Here is an 18,486-nt window from a genome sequence, read left to right on the forward strand (position 1 = left end):
ACCCATATCTAACCCAGATTTCGTTATGGATAACCGCGAATTCGACAATCTGCCGCTTGAGTGGATCCGCGCCTTCGAGGCAGCCGGCCGCACTGGAAGCTTTTCGGCGGCCGCGCGCGACCTTGGGCTGACGCAGGCCGCAATCAGCCAGCGGATCGGCAACCTTGAGGCACGGCTGGGCGCGCCGCTCTTTCTGCGCCAGGCCCGCCGGGTGGTCTTGACGGTCGAGGGCGAAACCTGGCTTCCCGCAGTTACGGATGCGTTGCTCGCCTTGCGTCAAAGCGCGCAGGATCTCTTCTCCTCTCGGCGCCGGCGCATCGCGATTTCGGCCAGCGCCTCGATCACCGAGCTCTGGATCGCGCCGCGTCTGGCGGGTCTGGCCGCAGACCGGCGGCCTGACCTCGTGTTTCACACCATGGTTCTCGGCGCAGAAGCGGCGGGGCCGGGGCCGCAGCCTGTCCGCATCCGCTACGGCGCGGGCGGCTGGAAGGAGCCCTTTCAGACCCCGCTTTACGCAGAGGCGCTGGCCCCCGTCGCCGCCCCGGCGCTGTTGGCGCGCGCCACCGACTGGCGACAGTTGCCGCGTATCGGGCTGACCGGGCCGCGGGCGGGTTGGAAGGAGTGGCCCGCGAACGCCGGGGGGCCGGGCCTGCCGGCCCCGGGGCTGCGTTTCGACAGTTTTGCGGCGGCCCTCGCGGCGGCCCGCGCCGGGGCCGGGGTGCTTCTGGCCTCCTTGCCGCTCACCGCGCCTGAGATTGCGGCGGGCAGGCTGGTCCAGCTTGACGACACCATCCTGCGCCCCCGGGAAACCTACTGGATTCTCGCAGGCAAAGACGCGGTATCGCCCAGGCAATGGTCGATGCTGACCAAACTGCTCTGTGCAGGCGACCCGGACTAGCCCTCAAGCAGGCCCTTCAGGTCGTAAAGCGCCCTCAGCGCATCCAGCGGGGTCATTTCATCGGGATGCAGGGCGCGCAGCCGGTCCTCGACCGGGGAGGGGCCGCGCGCTGGGCGGGGCGGCGCGACCGGGGCGGCGCTGAAAAGCGGCAGGTCGTCGATCAGGGTGTGCTTGCGCGTTCCACCCTCGCGCTCGCCCTTCTCCAGCGCCTCAAGCACGACGCGCGCGCGCTCGACCACGCTCGCGGGCAATCCGGCAAGGCGCGCGACCTGCACTCCGTAGCTGCGATCGGCGGCGCCCTTGCGCACCTCATGCAGGAAGATGACCTCACCCTCCCATTCTTTCACGGCGACGGTCGCGTTCTCGACGCCGGGCAGCTTGGCCGAAAGCCCGGTCATCTCGTGGTAATGGGTGGCGAAAAGGGCACGGCAGCGGTTGACCCCGTGCAGGTGTTCAAGCGTGGCCCAGGCGATCGAAAGGCCGTCGTAGGTCGCGGTGCCGCGGCCGATCTCATCCAGGATCACAAGCGCGCGGTCATCGGCCTGATTGAGGATCGCGGCGGTTTCGACCATCTCCACCATGAAGGTGGAGCGGCCCCGCGCCAGGTCGTCGGCGGCGCCCACACGGCTGAAAAGCTGGCTGACAAGCCCGATATGCGCGCTTTGGGCGGGGACGAAGCTGCCGGCCTGTGCCAGAAGCGCGATCAGGGCGTTCTGCCTGAGGAAGGTCGATTTGCCCGCCATGTTGGGCCCGGTCAGAAGCCAGATCGCGGGCGTCTCACCTGTCGTCAGCGCGCAGTCGTTGGCGACGAAGCTTTCGCCCGCACGGCGCAGGGCGCGTTCGACAACCGGGTGACGACCGCCCTCGACGGCGAAGGCGCGGCTGTCATCCACCTGGGGCTCGCACCAGTCGTCGCCGCGCGCAAGATCGGCGAAGGCGGTGGCCAGGTCGATCTCGGCGAGCGCGCGGGCAGCCTGGGAGATCAGCGGCGCGGCCTGGAGGATCTGCGCCCGAAGCTCCTCGAACAGGCGCTTCTCGATCTCGAGCGCGAGGTTCCCCGCGTTCAGGATCCGGGTCTCCATCTCAGACAGCGGGACGGTGGTGAAGCGGACCTGGTTGGCGGTGGTCTGGCGGTGGATGAAGGTTTCGTTCAGCGGCGCCGACAGCATTCGCTCCGCATGGGTGGCGGTGGTTTCGACGAAATAGCCCAGCACGTTGTTGTGCTTGATCTTCAGGCTCGGAATGCCGGTCAGCTCGGCATACTCGGCCTGCATGCGTCCGATGACGCCGCGTCCCCGGTCGCGCAGTTCGCGCGCGTCATCAAGATCCCGATCGTGGCCAGCGGCGATGAAGCCGCCGTCACGGGTCAGAAGCGGCGGCTCATCCACCAGCGCGGCGGAGAGAAGCCCGACCAGATCGACAAAGCCCACCAGGTCGCGCGCGGCCTCAGCCAGCCGCGCTGGCACCTCGCCATCCAGCCGACCGGCGATCTGCCCGGCGCCCGTCAGGCCCGCGCGGATCGCGGCCAGGTCGCGCGGGCCGCCGCGTTCGAGCGCCAGCCGCGACAGGGCACGGTCGATGTCGGGGACCCGGCGCAGATCGGCCCGCAGGGTCTCGGTCAGCCGTGACTCTTCGGAAAGGTAGCGCACGCTTTCCAGGCGCGCCCGGATCACCGGCAGATCGCGCGAGGGCGCGGACAGCCGCCGTTCCAGCAGCCGCGCACCGGCGGCGGTCACGGTCCGGTCGATGGCCGCGATCAGCGAACCCTCGCGCCCGCCGGAAAGCGCCTGCGTGATCTCGAGGTTACGCCTGGTCGCCGCGTCGATCTGGACCACGCCGCCGGGCGCCTCCTTCACCGGGCGGCGCAGAAGCGGCAGCTTGCCGCGCTGGGTCAGGTCCAGATATTCAACGATCGCGCCCATTGCGGCGGTTTCGGCCCGGTCGAAGGTACCAAAGCCCTCGGCGGTGGCGACATCGAAAAGCGCGCAAAGCCGCCGTTCGGCCCCGGCGCTGTCGAAGGCCGCGCGCGCCAGCGGCGTGACCGGCAGGCCCATGTCGGCAAGAAGTTCTGCCCGCTCGGGTGCCAGGGACTCACTCACCAGAAGCTCTCGCGGGGCCAGCCGTGCCAGTTCCGGCCCAAGGCGCGGGGCGGGGCAGGGCACCACGCGGAACTCTCCGGTCGAGATATCGACCCAGGCCAGCGCCGCGGCATCGCGCACCTCGACCCAGGCGGCCAGGTAGTTGTGGCGCCGCGCTTCCAGCAGCGACTCCTCGGTCAGCGTGCCGGGGGTGACCAGCCGCACCACATCGCGCGCCACCACGGATTTGGAGCCGCGCTTCTTCGCTTCGGCCGGGTCCTCCATCTGTTCGGCGATGGCCACGCGGAAACCCTTGCGGATCAGCGTCAGAAGATAACCCTCGGCGGCATGGACCGGCACGCCGCACATCGGGATATCCCGCCCCAGGTGCTGGCCGCGCTTGGTCAGCGCGATGTCGAGCGCCGCCGCCGCCGCCTCGGCGTCGTCGAAGAACATCTCGTAGAAGTCGCCCATCCGGTAGAAGAGAAGCGCGTCGGCATAGCGCCCCTTGATCTCCAGATACTGCGCCATCATGGGCGTTACGATGCCGTCGCTTGCGTTCACGGTGTCCCCCTCGTCCGTGGCGACCCTACAAAAGCCGGGCGGGGGCCGAAAGGGGCAAGTCTTTTTGCGCTAACTTGGGAAGTGCCGTTATTGTGGACAAACGCCGCGCTCGCTATGACGACGCAAAGGCACAAGGAAACGTCGTAAATGGCCAGCAAGAACCGCATCACCCCGGAAGAGGCGCTCTCGTACCACCTGAACCCCACGCCGGGGAAATACGAGATCAACGCCTCCAAGCCGATGGCCACGCAGCGGGACCTGTCGCTGGCCTATTCGCCGGGCGTCGCGGTGCCCGTCGAGGCCATCGCCGAGGCGCCCGAGACGGCCTATGACTACACGACCAAGGGCAACATGGTCGCCGTCATCTCGAACGGGACAGCGATCCTGGGGCTGGGCAATCTGGGCGCGCTGGCCTCGAAGCCCGTGATGGAGGGCAAGGCGGTCCTCTTCAAGCGCTTCGCCGATGTGAACGCCATCGACATAGAGCTTGATACCGAGGACCCGGACGAGATCATCAAGGCCGTGAGCCTGATGGGCCCGACCTTCGGCGGCATCAACCTTGAGGACATCAAGGCGCCCGAATGCTTCATCATCGAGCAGCGCCTGAAAGAGATCATGGACATCCCGGTGTTCCATGACGACCAGCACGGCACGGCGGTGATCTGTGCCGCCGGCCTGATCAACGCGCTGGAGATCAGCGGCAAGAAGATCGAGGACTGCCGCATCGTCCTGAACGGCGCGGGCGCGGCGGGCATCGCCTGTCTGGAACTGATCAAGACCATGGGCGCGCGGCACGACAACTGCATCATGTGCGACACCAAGGGGGTCATCTACCAGGGCCGGACCGAGGGGATGAACCAGTGGAAATCCGCGCATGCCGCGCGGACCGATGCGCGCACGCTGGAAGACGCGATGCGGGGCGCGGACGTGTTCCTGGGCGTCTCGGCCAAGGGCGCGGTAACCCCGGCCATGGTCGAAAGCATGGCGCCGAACCCGGTCATCTTCGCGATGGCCAACCCGGACCCCGAGATCACGCCCGAGGAGGCGCAGGCCGTCCGCCCCGACGCGATCGTCGCCACTGGCCGCTCGGACTACCCCAACCAGGTCAACAACGTCCTGGGCTTTCCCTACCTGTTCCGCGGCGCGCTCGATATCCATGCCCGCGCGATCAATGACGAGATGAAGATCGCCTGCGCCCAGGCGCTGGCCCGGCTGGCGCGAGAGGACGTGCCGGACGAGGTCGCCATGGCCTATGGCCGCAAGCTGAGCTTCGGACGCGACTACATCATCCCCACGCCCTTCGATCCGCGCCTGATCTACGTGATCCCGCCGGCGGTTGCCAAGGCAGGGATGGATACCGGCGTCGCGCGCCGCCCGATCATCGACATGGCCGGGTATGAGCTCAGCCTCAAGTCGCGGATGGACCCGACGGCCTCGATCCTCCAGGGCATCCACGCCCGCGCGCGCCAGGCACAGGCCCGGATGATCTTCGCCGAGGGCGACGACCCCCGGGTGCTGCGGGCTGCGGTCGCCTATCAGCGCGCGGGCCTCGGCAAGGCGCTGGTCGTGGGGCGCGAACAGGATGTGAAGGACAAGCTTTCGGCCGAAGGTCTCGCCGACGCGGTGCGCGAGATCGAGGTCGTCAACGCCGCAAACACCCGACACCTGAGCGATTACAAGGACTTCCTATATGCGCGGCTCCAGCGCAAGGGCTTCGACCGCCACGACATTCATCGCCTTGCGGCGCGCGACCGGCATGTCTTTTCCGCACTGATGCTCGCGCATGGCCATGGCGATGGTCTGGTGACCGGGGCGACCCGCAAGTCGGCGCATGTGCTCGAACTCATCAACCACGTTTTCGATGCGCATCCGTCGGACGGCGCGGTCGGTATCACGGCGGTCCTGAACCGGGGCCGCATCGTACTGATCGGCGATACGCTGGTGCATGAATGGCCCGAAGAGGAAGACCTGGCCGATATCGCCGAACGTGGCGTCTCGGTCGCGCGCGGCCTGGGGTTGGAGCCCCGGGTGGCATTCCTGTCGTTCTCGACCTTCGGCTACCCAGTCTCCGAACGTGCCAACAAGATGCACCAGGCGCCCAGGGTCCTCGACCGCCGGGGGGTCGATTTCGAGTATGACGGCGAGATGACCGTCGACGTGGCGCTGAACCCCGAGCAGATGGCGCATTATCCCTTCTGCCGCCTGACCGGTCCGGCCAATGTACTCGTCGTGCCCGCGCGGCACTCCGCCTCGATCTCGGTGAAACTGATGCAGGAAATGGCTGGGGCCACGGTGATCGGCCCGATCCTGACCGGCGTCGACAAGCCGATCCAGATCTGTTCCACGGGATCGACCGTCAACGACATCCTGAACATGGCGGTGATCGCGGCCTGTCGGCTCGGACACTAGGTCATGGCAATCCACAACCTCGGCTCCATCAATATCGACCACTTCTACCGCGTGCCTCATCTTCCCGAACCCGGGGAAACACTGGCCGCGACGGAATACCGGATGGGGCTGGGCGGCAAGGGCGCGAACCAGTCTGCGGCGGCGGCCCGCGCAGGTGCCCGAACCCGTCATATCGGCGCCGTCGGGTCGGACGGCGCCTGGGCGGTTGCGCGGCTCAAGGGTTGGGGCGTGGACACAACCCCGGTCGCAACGCTCGATACGCCCAGCGGTCATGCGATCATCAATGTCGATGCAACCGGGGAAAACGCCATCGTCCTCTTCCCCGGCGCCAATCGTGCGCTTCCCCTTTCCCATGTCGAGGCCGCCCTCGCCGCAGCCCGCCTGGGCGATACGCTTTTGCTTCAGAACGAGACCGCGCATCAGGCCGAAGCCGCCCGTCAGGCGCGGGACCTCGGCCTCCGGGTGGTCTACTCCGCCGCACCCTTCGACGCCGAAGCGGTGCGCGCGGTTCTGCCCTTCACGACGCTTCTGATCCTGAACGCGGTCGAAGCGCTGCAACTGAGCGCGGCCCTTCAGACCCCGCTTGACGCCCTCGACGTGCCGGAACTTCTGATCACGCGCGGGGCCGACGGGGCGGAATGGCGCGGGCGCGACGGGTCGCGCGCCTTCGCGCCGGCCCTTGCCGTCAAGGCGGTCGATACGACCGGGGCGGGTGACACGTTCGCGGGTTACTTCTGTGCCGGTCTCGACCTTGGCCGGACACCGCAAGACGCCCTCACCTGGGCGGCGACGGCGGCAGCCCTCAAGGTCACGCGCCACGGCACCGCGGACGCCATCCCCTCCGCGGCCGAGGTCGCGGCTTTCCGGCCCTGATCTTCACCAATTCTTCATTGCCGAAATACCCTCGGGGGAGCGCGAGGGGGCAGAGGCCCCCTCGTTTCCGCCCGTCGCACCGGGTGCGCGCGATCCGGTCAGTGGACGAACGGAGCCGCCGCGCCCCAAAGTTCCTTCACCCGCGCATCGCGCCCGCAGCCCTCGCGGTAGAACTCATAGGCGCTTGACTGCACCTTGGGTCCGCGCCGCGTCAGCACGATGCTCGAACCCTTGTAATAGTCCTGATGATAGTCCTCTGCCTGCCAGAACGGGCTTGCATCCAGGATCGGGGTCACGATCTTCTGGCCAAGCGCGGCCTCTGCCTCTGCCTTGGCTGCCTCCGCCGCCGCGCGCTGCTCGGCATTCTTGACGAAGATCGCGGTGCGGTAGCTGTCGCCCCGGTCGCAGAACTGCCCACCCGCGTCGGTCGGGTCGATCGAGCGGAAGAACAGCTCCATCAGGTGGCCATAGCTGACCTTGCTATCGTCGAACCGGATCTCCACCGCCTCGTAATGCCCGGTCCCGCCGCGGCTCACCTGCTTGTAGGTCGGATTGTCGACCGTGCCGCCGGTATAGCCCGAGATCACTTCCCTGACGCCGGGGACGCTTTCGAAATCACTCTCCACGCACCAGAAGCACCCGCCGGCGACGATCGCGGTTTCGGTCGCCGCCGATGCCGGACCGGCCAGCGCGAGCCCAAGGGCCAGAACCATCAGTCGCATGATATTCTCCTTCCGTTGCCTCCATCCTGCGGAGTGGCCCCCGCGACGCAACTCATCTTCGCGTGAACTCATGCATGCGTGAACGCCCCTTTCCCCGCGCCGTGGCCCCCGATAGGGTCCGGGCAGAACCGAAAGGACCGCCATGACCGATCATGTCAGCACGCACCAGGCCGAAGAAGACGCCCGCAACGAGACCATCCTGATCTATCTGAACGGCCGCATCGTCCCGAAGCGGGAGGCAACGGTCAGCGTCTACGATTCCGGCTTCATGCTGGGCGACGGGGTGTGGGAGGGCTTGCGGCTTTACGACGGGCGCTGGGCGTTTCTCGACGAACACCTTGACCGCCTGTTCGAGGCCGCCAAGGCCATCGACCTCGATATCGGGCTGGACCGCGCGGGCGTGAGGCAGGCGCTTTTCGACACGCAGGCCGCCAACGGCATGACGACCGACGCCCATGCTCGGCTGATGGTCACGCGCGGGGTCAAGGCGCGGCCCTTCCAGCACCCCGCGCTGTCCCGCTCCGGCCCCACAGTCGCGATCATCATGGAGCATTCGCGCCCGAAACTGCCGCGCCCGATCCGGCTGGCGACGGTGCCCCACATGCGCGGCCTGCCGATGACGCAGGACCCCAAGCTGAACTCGCATTCAAAGCTCAATTGCATCCTTGCCTGCATCGCCGCCGAAAAGGCGGGCGCGGACGAGGCGCTGATGCTGGATGTTCATGGCTTCGTGAACACCACCAACGCCTGCAACTTCTTCATCGTGCGCGGGGGGGAGGTCTGGACCTCCACCGGCGACTACTGCATGAACGGGATCACGCGGGCCAAGGTGATCGCCCTGTGCCGCGCCAACGGCATCCCGCTGCGTGAGAAGAACTTCAGCCTGGTCGAGGCCTATTCGGCGGATGAGGCTTTCCTGACCGGCACCTTCGGCGCCCAGACCCCTGTGGGACAGATCGACGGGCGGGTCATCGGAACCGGCGAACTTGGCCCGATGACCGAACGTCTGCGCGCGCTTTACAAGGCGCTGGTCGCGGCGGAGGGGTAGGACAGATGGCAAGACCGTCCAACGAGACCCGCCGCATCGCCATGTGGTCCGGCCCGCGCAACCTTTCCACCGCCATGATGTATGCCTTCGCCGCGCGCGGGGATTGCGCGGCCTGGGACGAACCCTTCTATGCTGCCTACCTGAAGGCGACGGGTATCGACCATCCGATGCGGGACGAGATCATCCGGGCGCATGATGCCGACCCGGAAAGCGTCGCCGCCGCCTGCCGCGGGCCGTCGCCGGGGGGCGAGCCGTTCTTCTATCAGAAGCACATGACCGTCCATATGATCGAGGGGATCGACCGCAGCTTCATGCGCGACTGCGTCAATGTCTTTCTGATCCGCCACCCGGCGCGGGTCGTGGCGAGCTATGCGCAGAAGCGCGAGGGGCCGACGCTGGCCGATATCGGCTTCGTGCAGCAAGCCGCGCTGTTCGACGAGGTCGCGGATTGGCTCGGTCGCGCGCCGACCGTGATCGACAGCCATGAGATCCGCGCGAACCCTGAAGCCTCGCTCAAGGCGTTGTGCGCGGCGATTGAGGTGCCCTTCACCGACCGCATGCTGTCCTGGCCTGCTGGGCCCAAGCCCTTCGACGGGGTCTGGGCGTCGCATTGGTACAATGCCGTCCATGCCTCGACCGGCTTTGGCGCGCCGGAAGGGCCCTTGCCAGACCTACCAGAGGACTACCGGCGGCTCATCGACCAGGCGATGCCCTATTACGAGCGCATGCTGAGAGAAAGCGGCCGCGATCCCGCCGCCGGAGATCGTTAGCCCCGACCCGGGTTCCGGGTCGGGCGCGGACCGGTCAGGGCCGGTAGCTGAAGTTGCGCGAGAGCGTGACGAAGATCGCCGTCGAATGGGCATCGTCGATCCCGGACTCGGACCGGGTACGGTAGGTCACGCCGCTGGTCAGATCCCAGTCCGCGGTCAGGTCGCGGGAATAGGCTGCGCTCAGCCGGGCATACTCGGTTTCGTCCTCGACGCCGCCGTTGCTGGCATCAACAAGGCTCCACGCCAGCCCGAGGTCCAGCCGGGAAACCTCGTTGATCTGGTGCCGGTAACCGAGGCTGACCCGGGTGTCAGTCGTGTTGTCGCCGTCATCGGTATAGGCGGTGCGTTCGAGCCCGACGGAAAGTTCGCCGGTCCGGGTGCTCCGCGTATAGGTGACGCTGCCGATCGCATCGACCTCCCCGTCCGGGGCGCGGCTGGCGCCGATCGACGCGGCAAAGGTCCCGCGCGGCAGCTCCATTTCCCGGCCGAACGTCAGCTCGGTCCGGCGGCCCTCGTCGTCGAGCGTGGTAGCGAGCCGCGCATTCGCGGTGCCGTTGGTCATCGCGCGCTCAAGGCCGATGAAGCCAACCGCGCCGGAGGTGACGGTTGTCACGCCGGATTCGGTTTCCTCGATCCGGTCATGGCCAATGCCCAGGTCCAGGCTCAGCACCGGGTCAATCTCATGCTCAAGCCGGGCCAGATATTCCGTCGTGGTACGGTCGAGCGGGGTCGCGCCGGTTTCGTCGTACCAGGTCCCGGTGGCCGAGACCGTGACCGTGCTGACCGCAGACAGCCGCATCCGCGTAGCGATCTCTGCCCGGTCGGTCTGGTTGTCGGTCAGGTCGGTGTCGGTCGGGTCGGTGTCGCTGTAGTCGACCTTGCGATGGCTCAGGTCGATCCAGAACCCCAGCGGATCCTGAAGCCCGGTCTCGTAGCGCAGGGCCGCGCTCGTGGTGGCGATCGACCCGCTGCTGCTGCTAGAATCCGAGGAATCGGCGAAGGGGTCGATGAAGTCGCGATCGACATCGCTGTAGCTGGCCGAAAGCGTCAGGCGGCTGTTGAGGCTTTCGCGCTGGTAGCCGAAGCGCAGGCGCGTATCCTCCAACCCGAAGTCGCTGTCGCTACCGGTGTCGATGTAACGCAGCACGCCGCTTGCGGTCACGTCGAAGCGTTGGGCTCCGGTTACGCTGGACAGCGCGAAAGTCAGCCCCGTATCCCACACGGCCGCATCTTCGCCGCCGGGATCGAGCGACAGGTTGCTGTCATAGGTCAGGCCCGAAGAAACCCCGATATCGATTTGCAGACCGCCCGGATTGGCTTCGCCGCCGCCCGTCTGGGCAGCGGCGATTGTCGGTGCGAGGGCCATCATTGCCGCGGCAGCCGCGGTCCGTTTCCTCGTATTCCCCACTCTGTCCTCGTTCTATTCAAACAGTCGGCGTTCCGGCACGACGATCACATCTCCGCTGCTCAGCACGATGTTCTTGACGAGGCCACCGTTCTGAACCGCCTTGTAGTCAAACGCATATACCGTGACTTCGCCGGTTTTGCGATCCGTCCTTTGAACTTGAATCCGCTTTGTTGCAGCAAAGCGCGTCATGCCGCCGCTTTCGGCGAGGAACTGAAGAAGGGTCGTGCCCTTGGACACCTTGACCTTACCCGGATTGGCGACTTCGCCCATGATGTAGACGGGGATCGTCGCGCCGCCCGAGGCGACGGCCGGGGCCACCTGGCCGATGGCAAGATAGACCGTGGGCGCGGCGGCGAAGTTCGGAGAGAGCGCCCCCTGGATCGCGGAGCGCACGGACTCGACGGATTGACCGGCGGCGCGGACGGTCCCGACCGTGGGAACCGAGACGCTGCCGTCGGGCAGGACCAGAAGGCTGCGGTTCAGAGATGGATCCTCAACCACCTCCATCTGGAGGACATCACCCGAACGGATGGTGTAGGAGCTTTGTGCCCAGGCAACCGGGGCAGTCAGTGCGGCCACGATGAGGCCAAGAAGAAGCTTATACATGAGGGCACCCAATCTGACAGGAACTATGTCAAGATTACGGCATCGCGCGGGGGACAGAAACCGCAAAGTTTTGGCCTGAAAGACGCGCCGCCGGATGAATTTCCCCGCAAGCCACTGACACCGCTATACTTTCACTCCACCTTCACCGCTTCGCCGGTGGTGCTAAGGTAGGCGCGTGTGCTCAAAACAAACTCACGCGTGTCAGTCGGCGCGACAATATCGGTCACCATTTCATATTGTTCGCGCGCCTCGCGAATCTGCCCGAGCGCCCGGTAGGTCATCGCAAGCCGGTAATGGACCTGCGGATCGCCCGTCAGGGCGGCTGCCGCGACCTCAAGCTCCCGCCGGGCAGTCTGATAGTCTCCCGAGAGATAGGCGATCCAGCCATAGGTCTCGCGGAAGGGTGCCTCCGGTCTGCCGCGCAGGCGGCGGACCACCACGCGGGCCCGTGCAAGGCTGTCGGGATCGTCGGCGTGGCGCGCTGACAGAAGGCTCGCCAGGTTGTTCGCGGCGATCGCGCTGGAACTGTCGCGGGCATAGAGGTTTTCGTAGATCGCGATGGCCGCGTCGAATTCGCCCATGTGTTCGTGCAGACCGGCGCGCGCCCAAAGCAGCAAAAGGTTGCCTGGATAGGCCCCGAGCCCGCGGTCAAGCACGCTCGCGGCCTCCTCCAGCCGGTTCGGCATCTGTGACAGAACGCGCGCAAGTCCGGTCCAGACCTGGGGGCCGGCGCTGCCATCCGTCACCATCGCGCGGTAGGATGAAGCTGCGGCCTCAAGCTCTCCGGCCCGCTCGCGCGCCATGGCCGCGAGGTAGCGCAGTTCGACATCTGTGGGTGCCGCCGCCAGCAGTCGCTCGGCCACCGCGACCGCCTGAGCGGCGCCGCCGCTGTCCAGGAGGGCTTGCAGCGCGGCGATCTGCAGGTGGTGCCCGGTGTGGGTGCCGTTGTCGAAGGCGTCCACATAGGCGGCCAACCCCTCCGTGTCGCCGCGCGCCCGCAGCACCGCCATCCGGATCGGCACTGCCCGCGCGCGCGCCTCGTCGGTAGCGGATCGCTCGATCGCGCGGGCGACATCGCCGGCGCGGGGCCAATCCTTCATGTTGATGTAGACGCGGCCAAGCTCCTCCAGCAGGGTTGTGTCGCCATGCGACTGCCGGAGTGCGGCGATCAGGACGGTTTCGGCCGTCAGCAGTTCCCCGTCGTCGTGCAGGAACCGGGCGTAGCGCAGCGACTCCGCCGGGGCGGCGTCGGATGTCCAGGCAGCCAAGGCAAGCGACTGCCGTGCCAGGTCGCGCTCGCCGTCGCGCAGATGGGCCTCTGACAGAAGCGCCATCGCGCCCGTGTCCTGCGGTGCCAGGGCAAGCGCCCGGCGCAGCGTGACGATCGCCTCCGCCGTCCGGTCGTCGGTGATGAGCCACTCGGCCTTCAGCTTCAGCGCTTCGGTCTCGTTCGGCGCGGCGGCCAGGATGTCCTCGATGACGGCGCGCATTTCGGCCTCATCCCCGACGGCCTTCAGCATCGGCGCCAGGGTCAGCTTGAGCGTGACCACGTCCTCTTGCGGACCCGCGCCCGCGATCGCTGCGCGCAGTTCCCGCAGGCCTCCGTCGTACTGACCCAGATCGAAACGGAGCGAGGCAAGCGCCGCGCGCAGGAAGGTCTGCGGGCCGTCCTCGGCAATGCGGCGGTTCAACTCATCAAGCGCGGCTTCGGGACCGCGCCGTTCAACCAGGAACTGCAGAAGGGCGCCCAGAACGGCCGGGTCGTCGCGCAGCGCATCGGCGCGTTGGCGCAGGTAGCCCTCCGCCTTGCCGGACGCGCCGTGTTCCTCGTACCAGGCGACCACCGAGGTGGTCACGCCGGGATCGTCCGGAAAGGTCGCGGTGATATGGGCCAGCTCCGCATCCACCGCGGGCATGTCCCCGGCCTGCATGTGAACCGCGAGGCGCAGCGCATATAATGATCGATCCTCGGGGGATTGGCGGATCGCCAGGTCGACCTCGGCCAGTACCCCCGCAAGGTCCTTCTGGCGCAGCAGTTCCGCGATCACGACCCGGCGCAGTATCGCGTCGTTGGGCCGAGCGGCGCGCAGGTCGGGTATCCGGGCGAGCGCGGCGTTCAGCGCCGTCTGGTTTCCCTCGTTCAGGGCGCGCGTGTAATCCAGCATCAGCCTGACGATCCGGGCCGGGACATTCGCCGCTTCGTGCTGCAGCGCGGTTGCCGCGTAGCGGTCTGCCTCCGCCCAGTTTCCGGCCTCCGCCGCGATCTCGGCGAGTGCGGCGGGCGCCTCGGCGTCGTTCGGGTTCTGCCTGGCCAGGGCGAGGTAAAGCCCGCGCGCTTCATCCGTCCGGCCCGCGTGACGAAGAATTCCGGCGGCGCGCAAATTCAGGGCGAGGCCCGCGGCCTTCAGGTCAACGGCGGCGCGGGCGGCCGAAATCGTATCGCGCAGGTCCGCCATTCGCACGAACGCGACGGCGGAACGCAGGTTCGAAACCGAGCCGCCCCGTTCTTCGCAGGCGCCTAGCAACAGTGCGGAGGCCGAGAGCAACAAGGCGGACGAACGAAAAGACATGGCGGGCCCTCACGATCGGGCCGGCGCCAAGTGTCAGGCCCCGGCCGTTGCGACAGGCGGCTAGCAGCCGGTTCCTTTGACGACGACTTGAACTGTGGCGGCGAGAATGCGCAGATCCCCGGACAGGGACAGGTCGCGCTCATACAACCTGTCGATCTCGGCCCGGCGTGCGAATTCCGACGTATTGCGCTCGGACACCTGCCAAAGCCCGGTCACGCCCGGACGCAGCGCATAGTAGGACAGGCCGCTGTAAAGATCGCGTTGCTCGGGCAGCATCGGACGGGGGCCGACCAGCGACATGTCCCCGATCAGCACGTTCCAGAGCTGCGGAAGTTCGTCGAGCGAGCTTTTGCGGAGGAACCGTCCGATGCGGGTGATCCTGGGGTCGTGCGCGAGCTTTTGCTTGCAGTCCCACTCCAGCTGCGCCGCCTCGTTCTGCGCCAGATAGTCCCGTAGCATCCTGTCGGCGCCGGGAACCATGGTGCGCAGTTTCAGCATGTGAAACGTCCGTCCGTTGCGTCCGACACGGTCGGACCGGTAGAACGGACTATGACCGTCAAGGGCGACCAGAACCGCCAGCAAGCCGATCAAGGGCAGGGCCACGACGGACCCAAAAACCACAAGAAGAATGTCGAGCGCACGCTTCAGTCGGTTTCTGTAAAACCCGGTCTGAGGCGGAACGTGAACCAAGCCCGCTGGCGCAACCTTATGCGCCATGGCCTCGGAAAGATTGTTCATTTGCAACGTCATACAGCACACATCCGGTGGCAGCTCCCGGATCCTCTGGGCGGCAGTTGCCCGTTACTCGTTACACCCAAGAACAGCCGGTCTCGGCCTGACTCAACTCTTACCATCGACGGCGTCGGCAACAAATCGCCAATTGCCCGCACGGCTAATTTTGTCAAAAAAAAGGCGGCAATGAGGCCAGTTTGAGACAGGTGCCCAAGATCCGGCGGAGGGCCGCACGGCATGCTCGTTTCTTATTCTGGAACACCGATCCTAACATGATCGTTATTGTTTCCGTATGGGATTCTGAACGGCTTGCAGACAGGAGACTTCGATTCGAATCCAAGCTAACAAGGAGAGAGTGATTCCTGTGCCTGGGAACGCGAGAGGTCGGCCAGACGGACCCTCCCGCACCGTCCCGCGTGATGAGTGAAAGACGTTGACCAAGATGAGCCGACCGCAAGAGATGACGGGCAGCAACGCCGACGATGGTCACGCAATCGGGTTCTATCTCGATTTCTTCGGCTTCCGCGAACGACCCTTCACGCTCGTTCCCGATCCGGATTTCCTTTACTGGTCGCCGCAGCACCGCCGCGCCTATTCGGTGCTGGAATTCGGGATCATGTCGCGGGCACCGATCACGCTAGTCACAGGGGGGGTCGGCTGCGGCAAGACCACGCTTCTGCGCGAGCTTCTGCGCCAGTTCGAATCGCGCGCGACCGTGGGCCTTATTTCCAACGCGCAAGGCGGGCGGGGAGAGCTGATCCAGTGGGTGCTCAACGCCCTCGGCGTCAGGTTCGACCCGTCTGAGGGCTATGTGCAGATGTTCCAGCGCCTTCAGGATTTCCTGATCGAGGAATATGCCGCCGGCCGCCGGGCGGTTCTGATCTTCGACGAGGCGCAGAACCTGTCGCGCGAAAGCCTCGAAGAGCTTCGGATGCTCACCAATATCAACACCGGCAAGGACGAGGTCATCCAGCTCGTACTGGTCGGTCAGCCGGAGCTGCGCGAAATGGTGCTCGATCCGGCGTTGCGGCAATTGGCGCAACGGATTGCCGCCAGCTTCCACCTGAAACCCCTGGACGAAGAGGGCGCCGGCGAGTTGATCGCGCACAGGCTCATCTCCGCCGGTGGTACCGGGAAAGAAATCACGCATCAGGCCATCCGGCGGATTTTCGCCGTGACCCATGGCGTTCCGCGGTTGATGAACCAGCTTTGCGACATGGCCCTGCTTTATGCCTGGACGACGGACAATCACCGCGTGGACGAACATGTCGTCCAATCGGTTCTGGATGACGGCGTCTTCTTCGCCGCACAGATCCAGGCAGAGGACGAGAAAAGACGATGAACCTGGACCTGGCCTTCTACTTCGCGGTTTTCCGCAGGCGACTGCCCTACTTCCTCGCGACGGTGATCGTCATCACGGCAGCGGCCTTGGCCGTCGCGATCGTGCTGCCGCCGCAATATGAATCCGAGGCCAAGCTGCTCCTGGAATCTTCGCAGATTCCGGATGCGATGGCGGCCCCGACCGTCCAGTCCGCCTCGCTCGAAAAGCTCCAGGTTCTCGAACAGCGGCTGATGACGCGTGAAAACCTGCTTCAGATCGCGCGGGCGCGGGAGGTCTTCAAGGACATCGAGGAGATGACCCCGAACCAGATCGTCGGAGCGATGATCAGGCAAACAGACATCAGCATTCGCGGCGGCCAGCAGCAGGCCACATTAATGCTCATCAACTTTACCGCCCGTTCGAGCGAAGTCGCCTCGGCGGTGGTGAGTGACTATGTCGAGCTGGTGCTGAGCGCGGATGTCGATGTGCGGGTCGAGGCGGCGAAGGACACGCTGGACTTCTTCCAGCAGGAAACCACGCGCCTGTCGGGTCTTCTGTCGCAGCTCAGCGCCGAGATCCTGCAGTATCAGAACGCCAACGCCGACGCCCTGCCCGACACCCTCCAATTCCGGATGACCCAGCTCGCGCAACTTCAGGAACGGCTGGCCGCATCAGAACGCGAGATCGAACTATCCAGTGACCAGAAAGGTCGGCTGAACGCCATTTTCGATGCGGCGGTTTCCGCAGGGATCGGCGCCCTGCCCCAGACCGACGAGGCGCGCCAACTGTCGCTGCTGCGTGATCAGCTTGCGCAGGCGCGGATCATCTACTCCGAAAGCAACCCCCGCGTCCGCATCCTGGAAGAAAAGGTGAAGGTGCTGGAGGATACGGTGCGTCGGCAGACGGAAACGGGCGCTTCCGACGCCGGGCCCAGCGGGGCGACGACGACGCTGAAATTCCAGATCGCCGATATCGAGACCAAGCTGACCCAGCTTGAGACCCAGAAGCAGGAGCTGAGCAAGCAGATCGAAGCCCTGAAGGACACGATCGACCGTACCCCCGAGGTCAAGATCGGCCTTGATGGGTTGGAGCGCGAATACGCCAATATCCAGCAGCAGTACAACACGGCCGTGGCCAACCTGGCCTCGGCCTCGACAGGGGAGCGGATCGAGGTTCTGTCCAAGGGTGCCCGCGTGTCGCTTCTGGAACCCGCGACCAGGCCCGACGGTCCGAGCAAGCCCAAGCGGCGGCGCATCGCCCTCATGGGCCTGGTCGGCGGGATTGGCGCGGGTCTTGGCCTGGTGCTGCTGATCGAACTCCTGAATCGTTCGGTCCGGCGGCCAAAGGACCTGATCGACAGTTTCGGCATCATGCCGATTGCGACGATTCCCTATATGCAGACGCCCGGAGAGATCCAGGCGCGGCGCACGATCATCGCGATGACGCTGGTGATCGTCGGTATTGGATTGCCAGGCGCGGTCTATGCTATTCACACCTATTACATGCCGCTCGACCAGATCCTGGCGAATATCGCGGCACGGCTGGGCGTAAGGCTCTAGCCCCAACTCGGAGCGGACGATGGAAAAGCTCGAAGCGGCAATGGCGAAAGCCCGGGAACGGCGCAAGGCGGTTCTGCGTGAAGCGGCCGCGCCTTCCAGCAAGACTTCGGTCACCGTGACCCAGCGTTCCGGGCAGGCGGCGGACTGGTCGACCGTGCCGGAGATCCCCTTCGTGGCCGCCCGCGCCCGGCGGTTCCGCATCAGCGCGCTTCTGGGCGGGCGGGACGCCACGCCCTATGATCTTCTGCGCTCGCGTGCGCTGCGGCTGATGCAGGAGAACAAATGGAGCAGGTTGGCGGTCACCTCGCCCGAAGCGGCTTGCGGCAAGTCGACCATCGCGCTGAACCTCGCGCTCAGCCTCGCGCGGCAGAAGGATCTGCGCGTGATGCTTTTCGATTTCGACTTTCGCCGCCCGAACCTGCACAAGCTTGTGGGCCATGTCCCGCCGCATTCGATGCACGAGGTGCTGAACGGCGAGGTTCCCTTCTACGACATCGCGGTCCGGATCACGGAGAACCTGATCTTGGGCCTCAACGCGGAGTCCGGCAAGAATCCGGCCGAACTGTTCCAGAGCGAGCGCTTCCGGGAGGTCCTCGACCTGATCCAGCGCGACTGGCAACCGGACGTGATGATCTTCGACACGCCGCCGATGATGGCCTCCGACGATCACGTCAGCCTCATGGGCCGGGTCGACTGCGCGCTTCTCGTCGTCGCGGCAGAGATGAGCAAGCTGCCCAATGTCGATTTCTGCGAAAAGGAACTTGGGCAGCTGACCAATGTCATGGGGATCGTCCTGAACAAGTGCCGCTACCCCGACGATACCGCCGGGTATGCCTACTACGACTAGGCCAGCGTTCGCCCCGCATCGGAAATCTTAACCGGCTTGCCGCAGAACCTCGGACTGCAAGCGCGACCAAGAGGGCCGCGC

Annotated in this window: 15 protein-coding genes; 9 read left to right on the forward strand and 6 right to left on the reverse strand. The window is 66.0% G+C overall.

The features are described from left to right. The first annotated feature begins 25 nt into the window (after positions 1-25). Positions 26-898 (forward strand): LysR family transcriptional regulator, encoded by an 873-nt coding sequence (locus OE647_RS00915; RefSeq protein WP_263719708.1) that lies wholly within the window; start codon positions 26-28, stop codon positions 896-898. Here OE647_RS00915 and mutS read toward each other — a convergent pair. Next, on the reverse strand, positions 895-3,510 hold the full coding sequence (gene mutS / locus OE647_RS00920) for a DNA mismatch repair protein MutS (protein ID WP_263719932.1): 2,616 nt from the start codon (positions 3,508-3,510) through the stop codon (positions 895-897). The two genes, OE647_RS00915 and mutS, sit on opposite strands and share 4 nt — an antisense overlap. A gap of 177 nt (positions 3,511-3,687) precedes the next feature. Between mutS and OE647_RS00925 the strand changes: the two genes are divergently transcribed. Together OE647_RS00925 and OE647_RS00930 are read left to right on the forward strand one after the other, a co-directional pair. Further along, positions 3,688-5,949: an NADP-dependent malic enzyme gene (locus tag OE647_RS00925; RefSeq protein WP_263719709.1), complete on the forward strand. Its 2,262-nt coding sequence runs from the start codon at positions 3,688-3,690 to the stop codon at positions 5,947-5,949. Positions 5,950-5,952: 3 nt separating this feature from the next. After that, positions 5,953-6,822 carry a ribokinase gene (locus OE647_RS00930; protein ID WP_263719710.1) on the forward strand — a complete coding sequence of 290 codons (870 nt, stop codon included), beginning with the start codon at positions 5,953-5,955 and terminating at the stop codon, positions 6,820-6,822. 98 nt (positions 6,823-6,920) lie between these two features. Here OE647_RS00930 and msrA read toward each other — a convergent pair whose 3' ends face one another. Continuing rightward, positions 6,921-7,544 carry a peptide-methionine (S)-S-oxide reductase MsrA gene (gene msrA / locus OE647_RS00935; protein WP_263719711.1) on the reverse strand — a complete coding sequence of 208 codons (624 nt, stop codon included), beginning with the start codon at positions 7,542-7,544 and terminating at the stop codon, positions 6,921-6,923. A 142-nt stretch (positions 7,545-7,686) separates the two neighbouring features. Between msrA and OE647_RS00940 the strand changes: the two genes are divergently transcribed. Next, a complete protein-coding gene (locus tag OE647_RS00940) occupies positions 7,687-8,592 on the forward strand; it encodes a D-amino acid aminotransferase (RefSeq protein ID WP_263719712.1) in 906 nt (301 codons plus the stop codon). Between the two features lie 5 nt (positions 8,593-8,597). Then, on the forward strand, positions 8,598-9,362 hold the full coding sequence (locus tag OE647_RS00945) for a sulfotransferase-like domain-containing protein (RefSeq protein WP_459542703.1): 765 nt from the start codon (positions 8,598-8,600) through the stop codon (positions 9,360-9,362). Positions 9,363-9,396: 34 nt separating this feature from the next. Here the strand turns inward: OE647_RS00945 and OE647_RS00950 are convergent, their stop codons facing one another. The 4 genes from OE647_RS00950 to OE647_RS00965 all read right to left on the reverse strand — a co-directional run bounded on the left by OE647_RS00950 (position 9,397) and on the right by OE647_RS00965 (position 14,567). Continuing rightward, entirely contained in the window at positions 9,397-10,728 is a 1,332-nt protein-coding gene (locus tag OE647_RS00950; protein WP_263719713.1) for a hypothetical protein, read from the reverse strand. Positions 10,729-10,782: 54 nt separating this feature from the next. After that, entirely contained in the window at positions 10,783-11,376 is a 594-nt protein-coding gene (locus tag OE647_RS00955; protein ID WP_263719714.1) for a polysaccharide biosynthesis/export family protein, read from the reverse strand. A gap of 131 nt (positions 11,377-11,507) precedes the next feature. Further along, entirely contained in the window at positions 11,508-13,946 is a 2,439-nt protein-coding gene (locus OE647_RS00960) for a tetratricopeptide repeat protein (protein WP_263719715.1), read from the reverse strand. Between the two features lie 60 nt (positions 13,947-14,006). Continuing rightward, entirely contained in the window at positions 14,007-14,567 is a 561-nt protein-coding gene (locus OE647_RS00965; protein WP_263719936.1) for a sugar transferase, read from the reverse strand. Here OE647_RS00965 and OE647_RS00970 point away from each other — a divergent pair. The 4 genes from OE647_RS00970 to OE647_RS00985 all read left to right on the forward strand — a co-directional run bounded on the left by OE647_RS00970 (position 14,496) and on the right by OE647_RS00985 (position 18,405). Continuing rightward, complete coding sequence (locus tag OE647_RS00970; RefSeq protein ID WP_263719953.1) at positions 14,496-14,879, forward strand: hypothetical protein; 384 nt, start codon at positions 14,496-14,498, stop codon at positions 14,877-14,879. The genes OE647_RS00965 and OE647_RS00970 overlap by 72 nt on opposite strands. A gap of 241 nt (positions 14,880-15,120) precedes the next feature. After that, a complete protein-coding gene (locus tag OE647_RS00975; RefSeq protein ID WP_263719716.1) occupies positions 15,121-16,020 on the forward strand; it encodes an ExeA family protein in 900 nt (299 codons plus the stop codon). Next, positions 16,017-17,558, forward strand: a complete 1,542-nt coding sequence (locus tag OE647_RS00980; protein ID WP_263719717.1) for a GumC family protein — start codon at positions 16,017-16,019, stop codon at positions 17,556-17,558. Before OE647_RS00975 ends, OE647_RS00980 begins: the two co-directional genes overlap by 4 nt. 19 nt (positions 17,559-17,577) lie before the next feature. Next, positions 17,578-18,405 carry a CpsD/CapB family tyrosine-protein kinase gene (locus OE647_RS00985; RefSeq protein ID WP_263719718.1) on the forward strand — a complete coding sequence of 276 codons (828 nt, stop codon included), beginning with the start codon at positions 17,578-17,580 and terminating at the stop codon, positions 18,403-18,405. Positions 18,406-18,486: the final 81 nt, after the last annotated feature.

It is taken from the genome of Albidovulum sediminicola, from assembly GCF_025751575.1.
Taxonomy (GTDB): Bacteria; Pseudomonadota; Alphaproteobacteria; order Rhodobacterales; family Rhodobacteraceae; genus Albidovulum; species Albidovulum sediminicola.

Bases quoted from the DNA above. Each gene is read 5' to 3' on its own strand.
- mutS (WP_263719932.1), bottom strand. From the start codon at position 3,510: ATGATGGCGCAGTATCTGGAGATCAAGGGGCGCTATGCCGACGCGCTT.
- OE647_RS00955 (WP_263719714.1), bottom strand. From the start codon at position 11,376: ATGTATAAGCTTCTTCTTGGCCTCATCGTGGCCGCACTGACTGCCCCG.
- msrA (WP_263719711.1), bottom strand. From the start codon at position 7,544: ATGCGACTGATGGTTCTGGCCCTTGGGCTCGCGCTGGCCGGTCCGGCA.
- OE647_RS00985 (WP_263719718.1), top strand. From the start codon at position 17,578: ATGGAAAAGCTCGAAGCGGCAATGGCGAAAGCCCGGGAACGGCGCAAG.
- OE647_RS00925 (WP_263719709.1), top strand. From the start codon at position 3,688: ATGGCCAGCAAGAACCGCATCACCCCGGAAGAGGCGCTCTCGTACCAC.
- OE647_RS00960 (WP_263719715.1), bottom strand. From the start codon at position 13,946: ATGTCTTTTCGTTCGTCCGCCTTGTTGCTCTCGGCCTCCGCACTGTTG.
- OE647_RS00940 (WP_263719712.1), top strand. From the start codon at position 7,687: ATGACCGATCATGTCAGCACGCACCAGGCCGAAGAAGACGCCCGCAAC.
- OE647_RS00980 (WP_263719717.1), top strand. From the start codon at position 16,017: ATGAACCTGGACCTGGCCTTCTACTTCGCGGTTTTCCGCAGGCGACTG.
- OE647_RS00975 (WP_263719716.1), top strand. From the start codon at position 15,121: ATGAGCCGACCGCAAGAGATGACGGGCAGCAACGCCGACGATGGTCAC.
- OE647_RS00915 (WP_263719708.1), top strand. From the start codon at position 26: ATGGATAACCGCGAATTCGACAATCTGCCGCTTGAGTGGATCCGCGCC.
- OE647_RS00945 (WP_459542703.1), top strand. From the start codon at position 8,598: ATGGCAAGACCGTCCAACGAGACCCGCCGCATCGCCATGTGGTCCGGC.
- OE647_RS00950 (WP_263719713.1), bottom strand. From the start codon at position 10,728: ATGGCCCTCGCACCGACAATCGCCGCTGCCCAGACGGGCGGCGGCGAA.
- OE647_RS00930 (WP_263719710.1), top strand. From the start codon at position 5,953: ATGGCAATCCACAACCTCGGCTCCATCAATATCGACCACTTCTACCGC.
- OE647_RS00970 (WP_263719953.1), top strand. From the start codon at position 14,496: ATGACCGTCAAGGGCGACCAGAACCGCCAGCAAGCCGATCAAGGGCAG.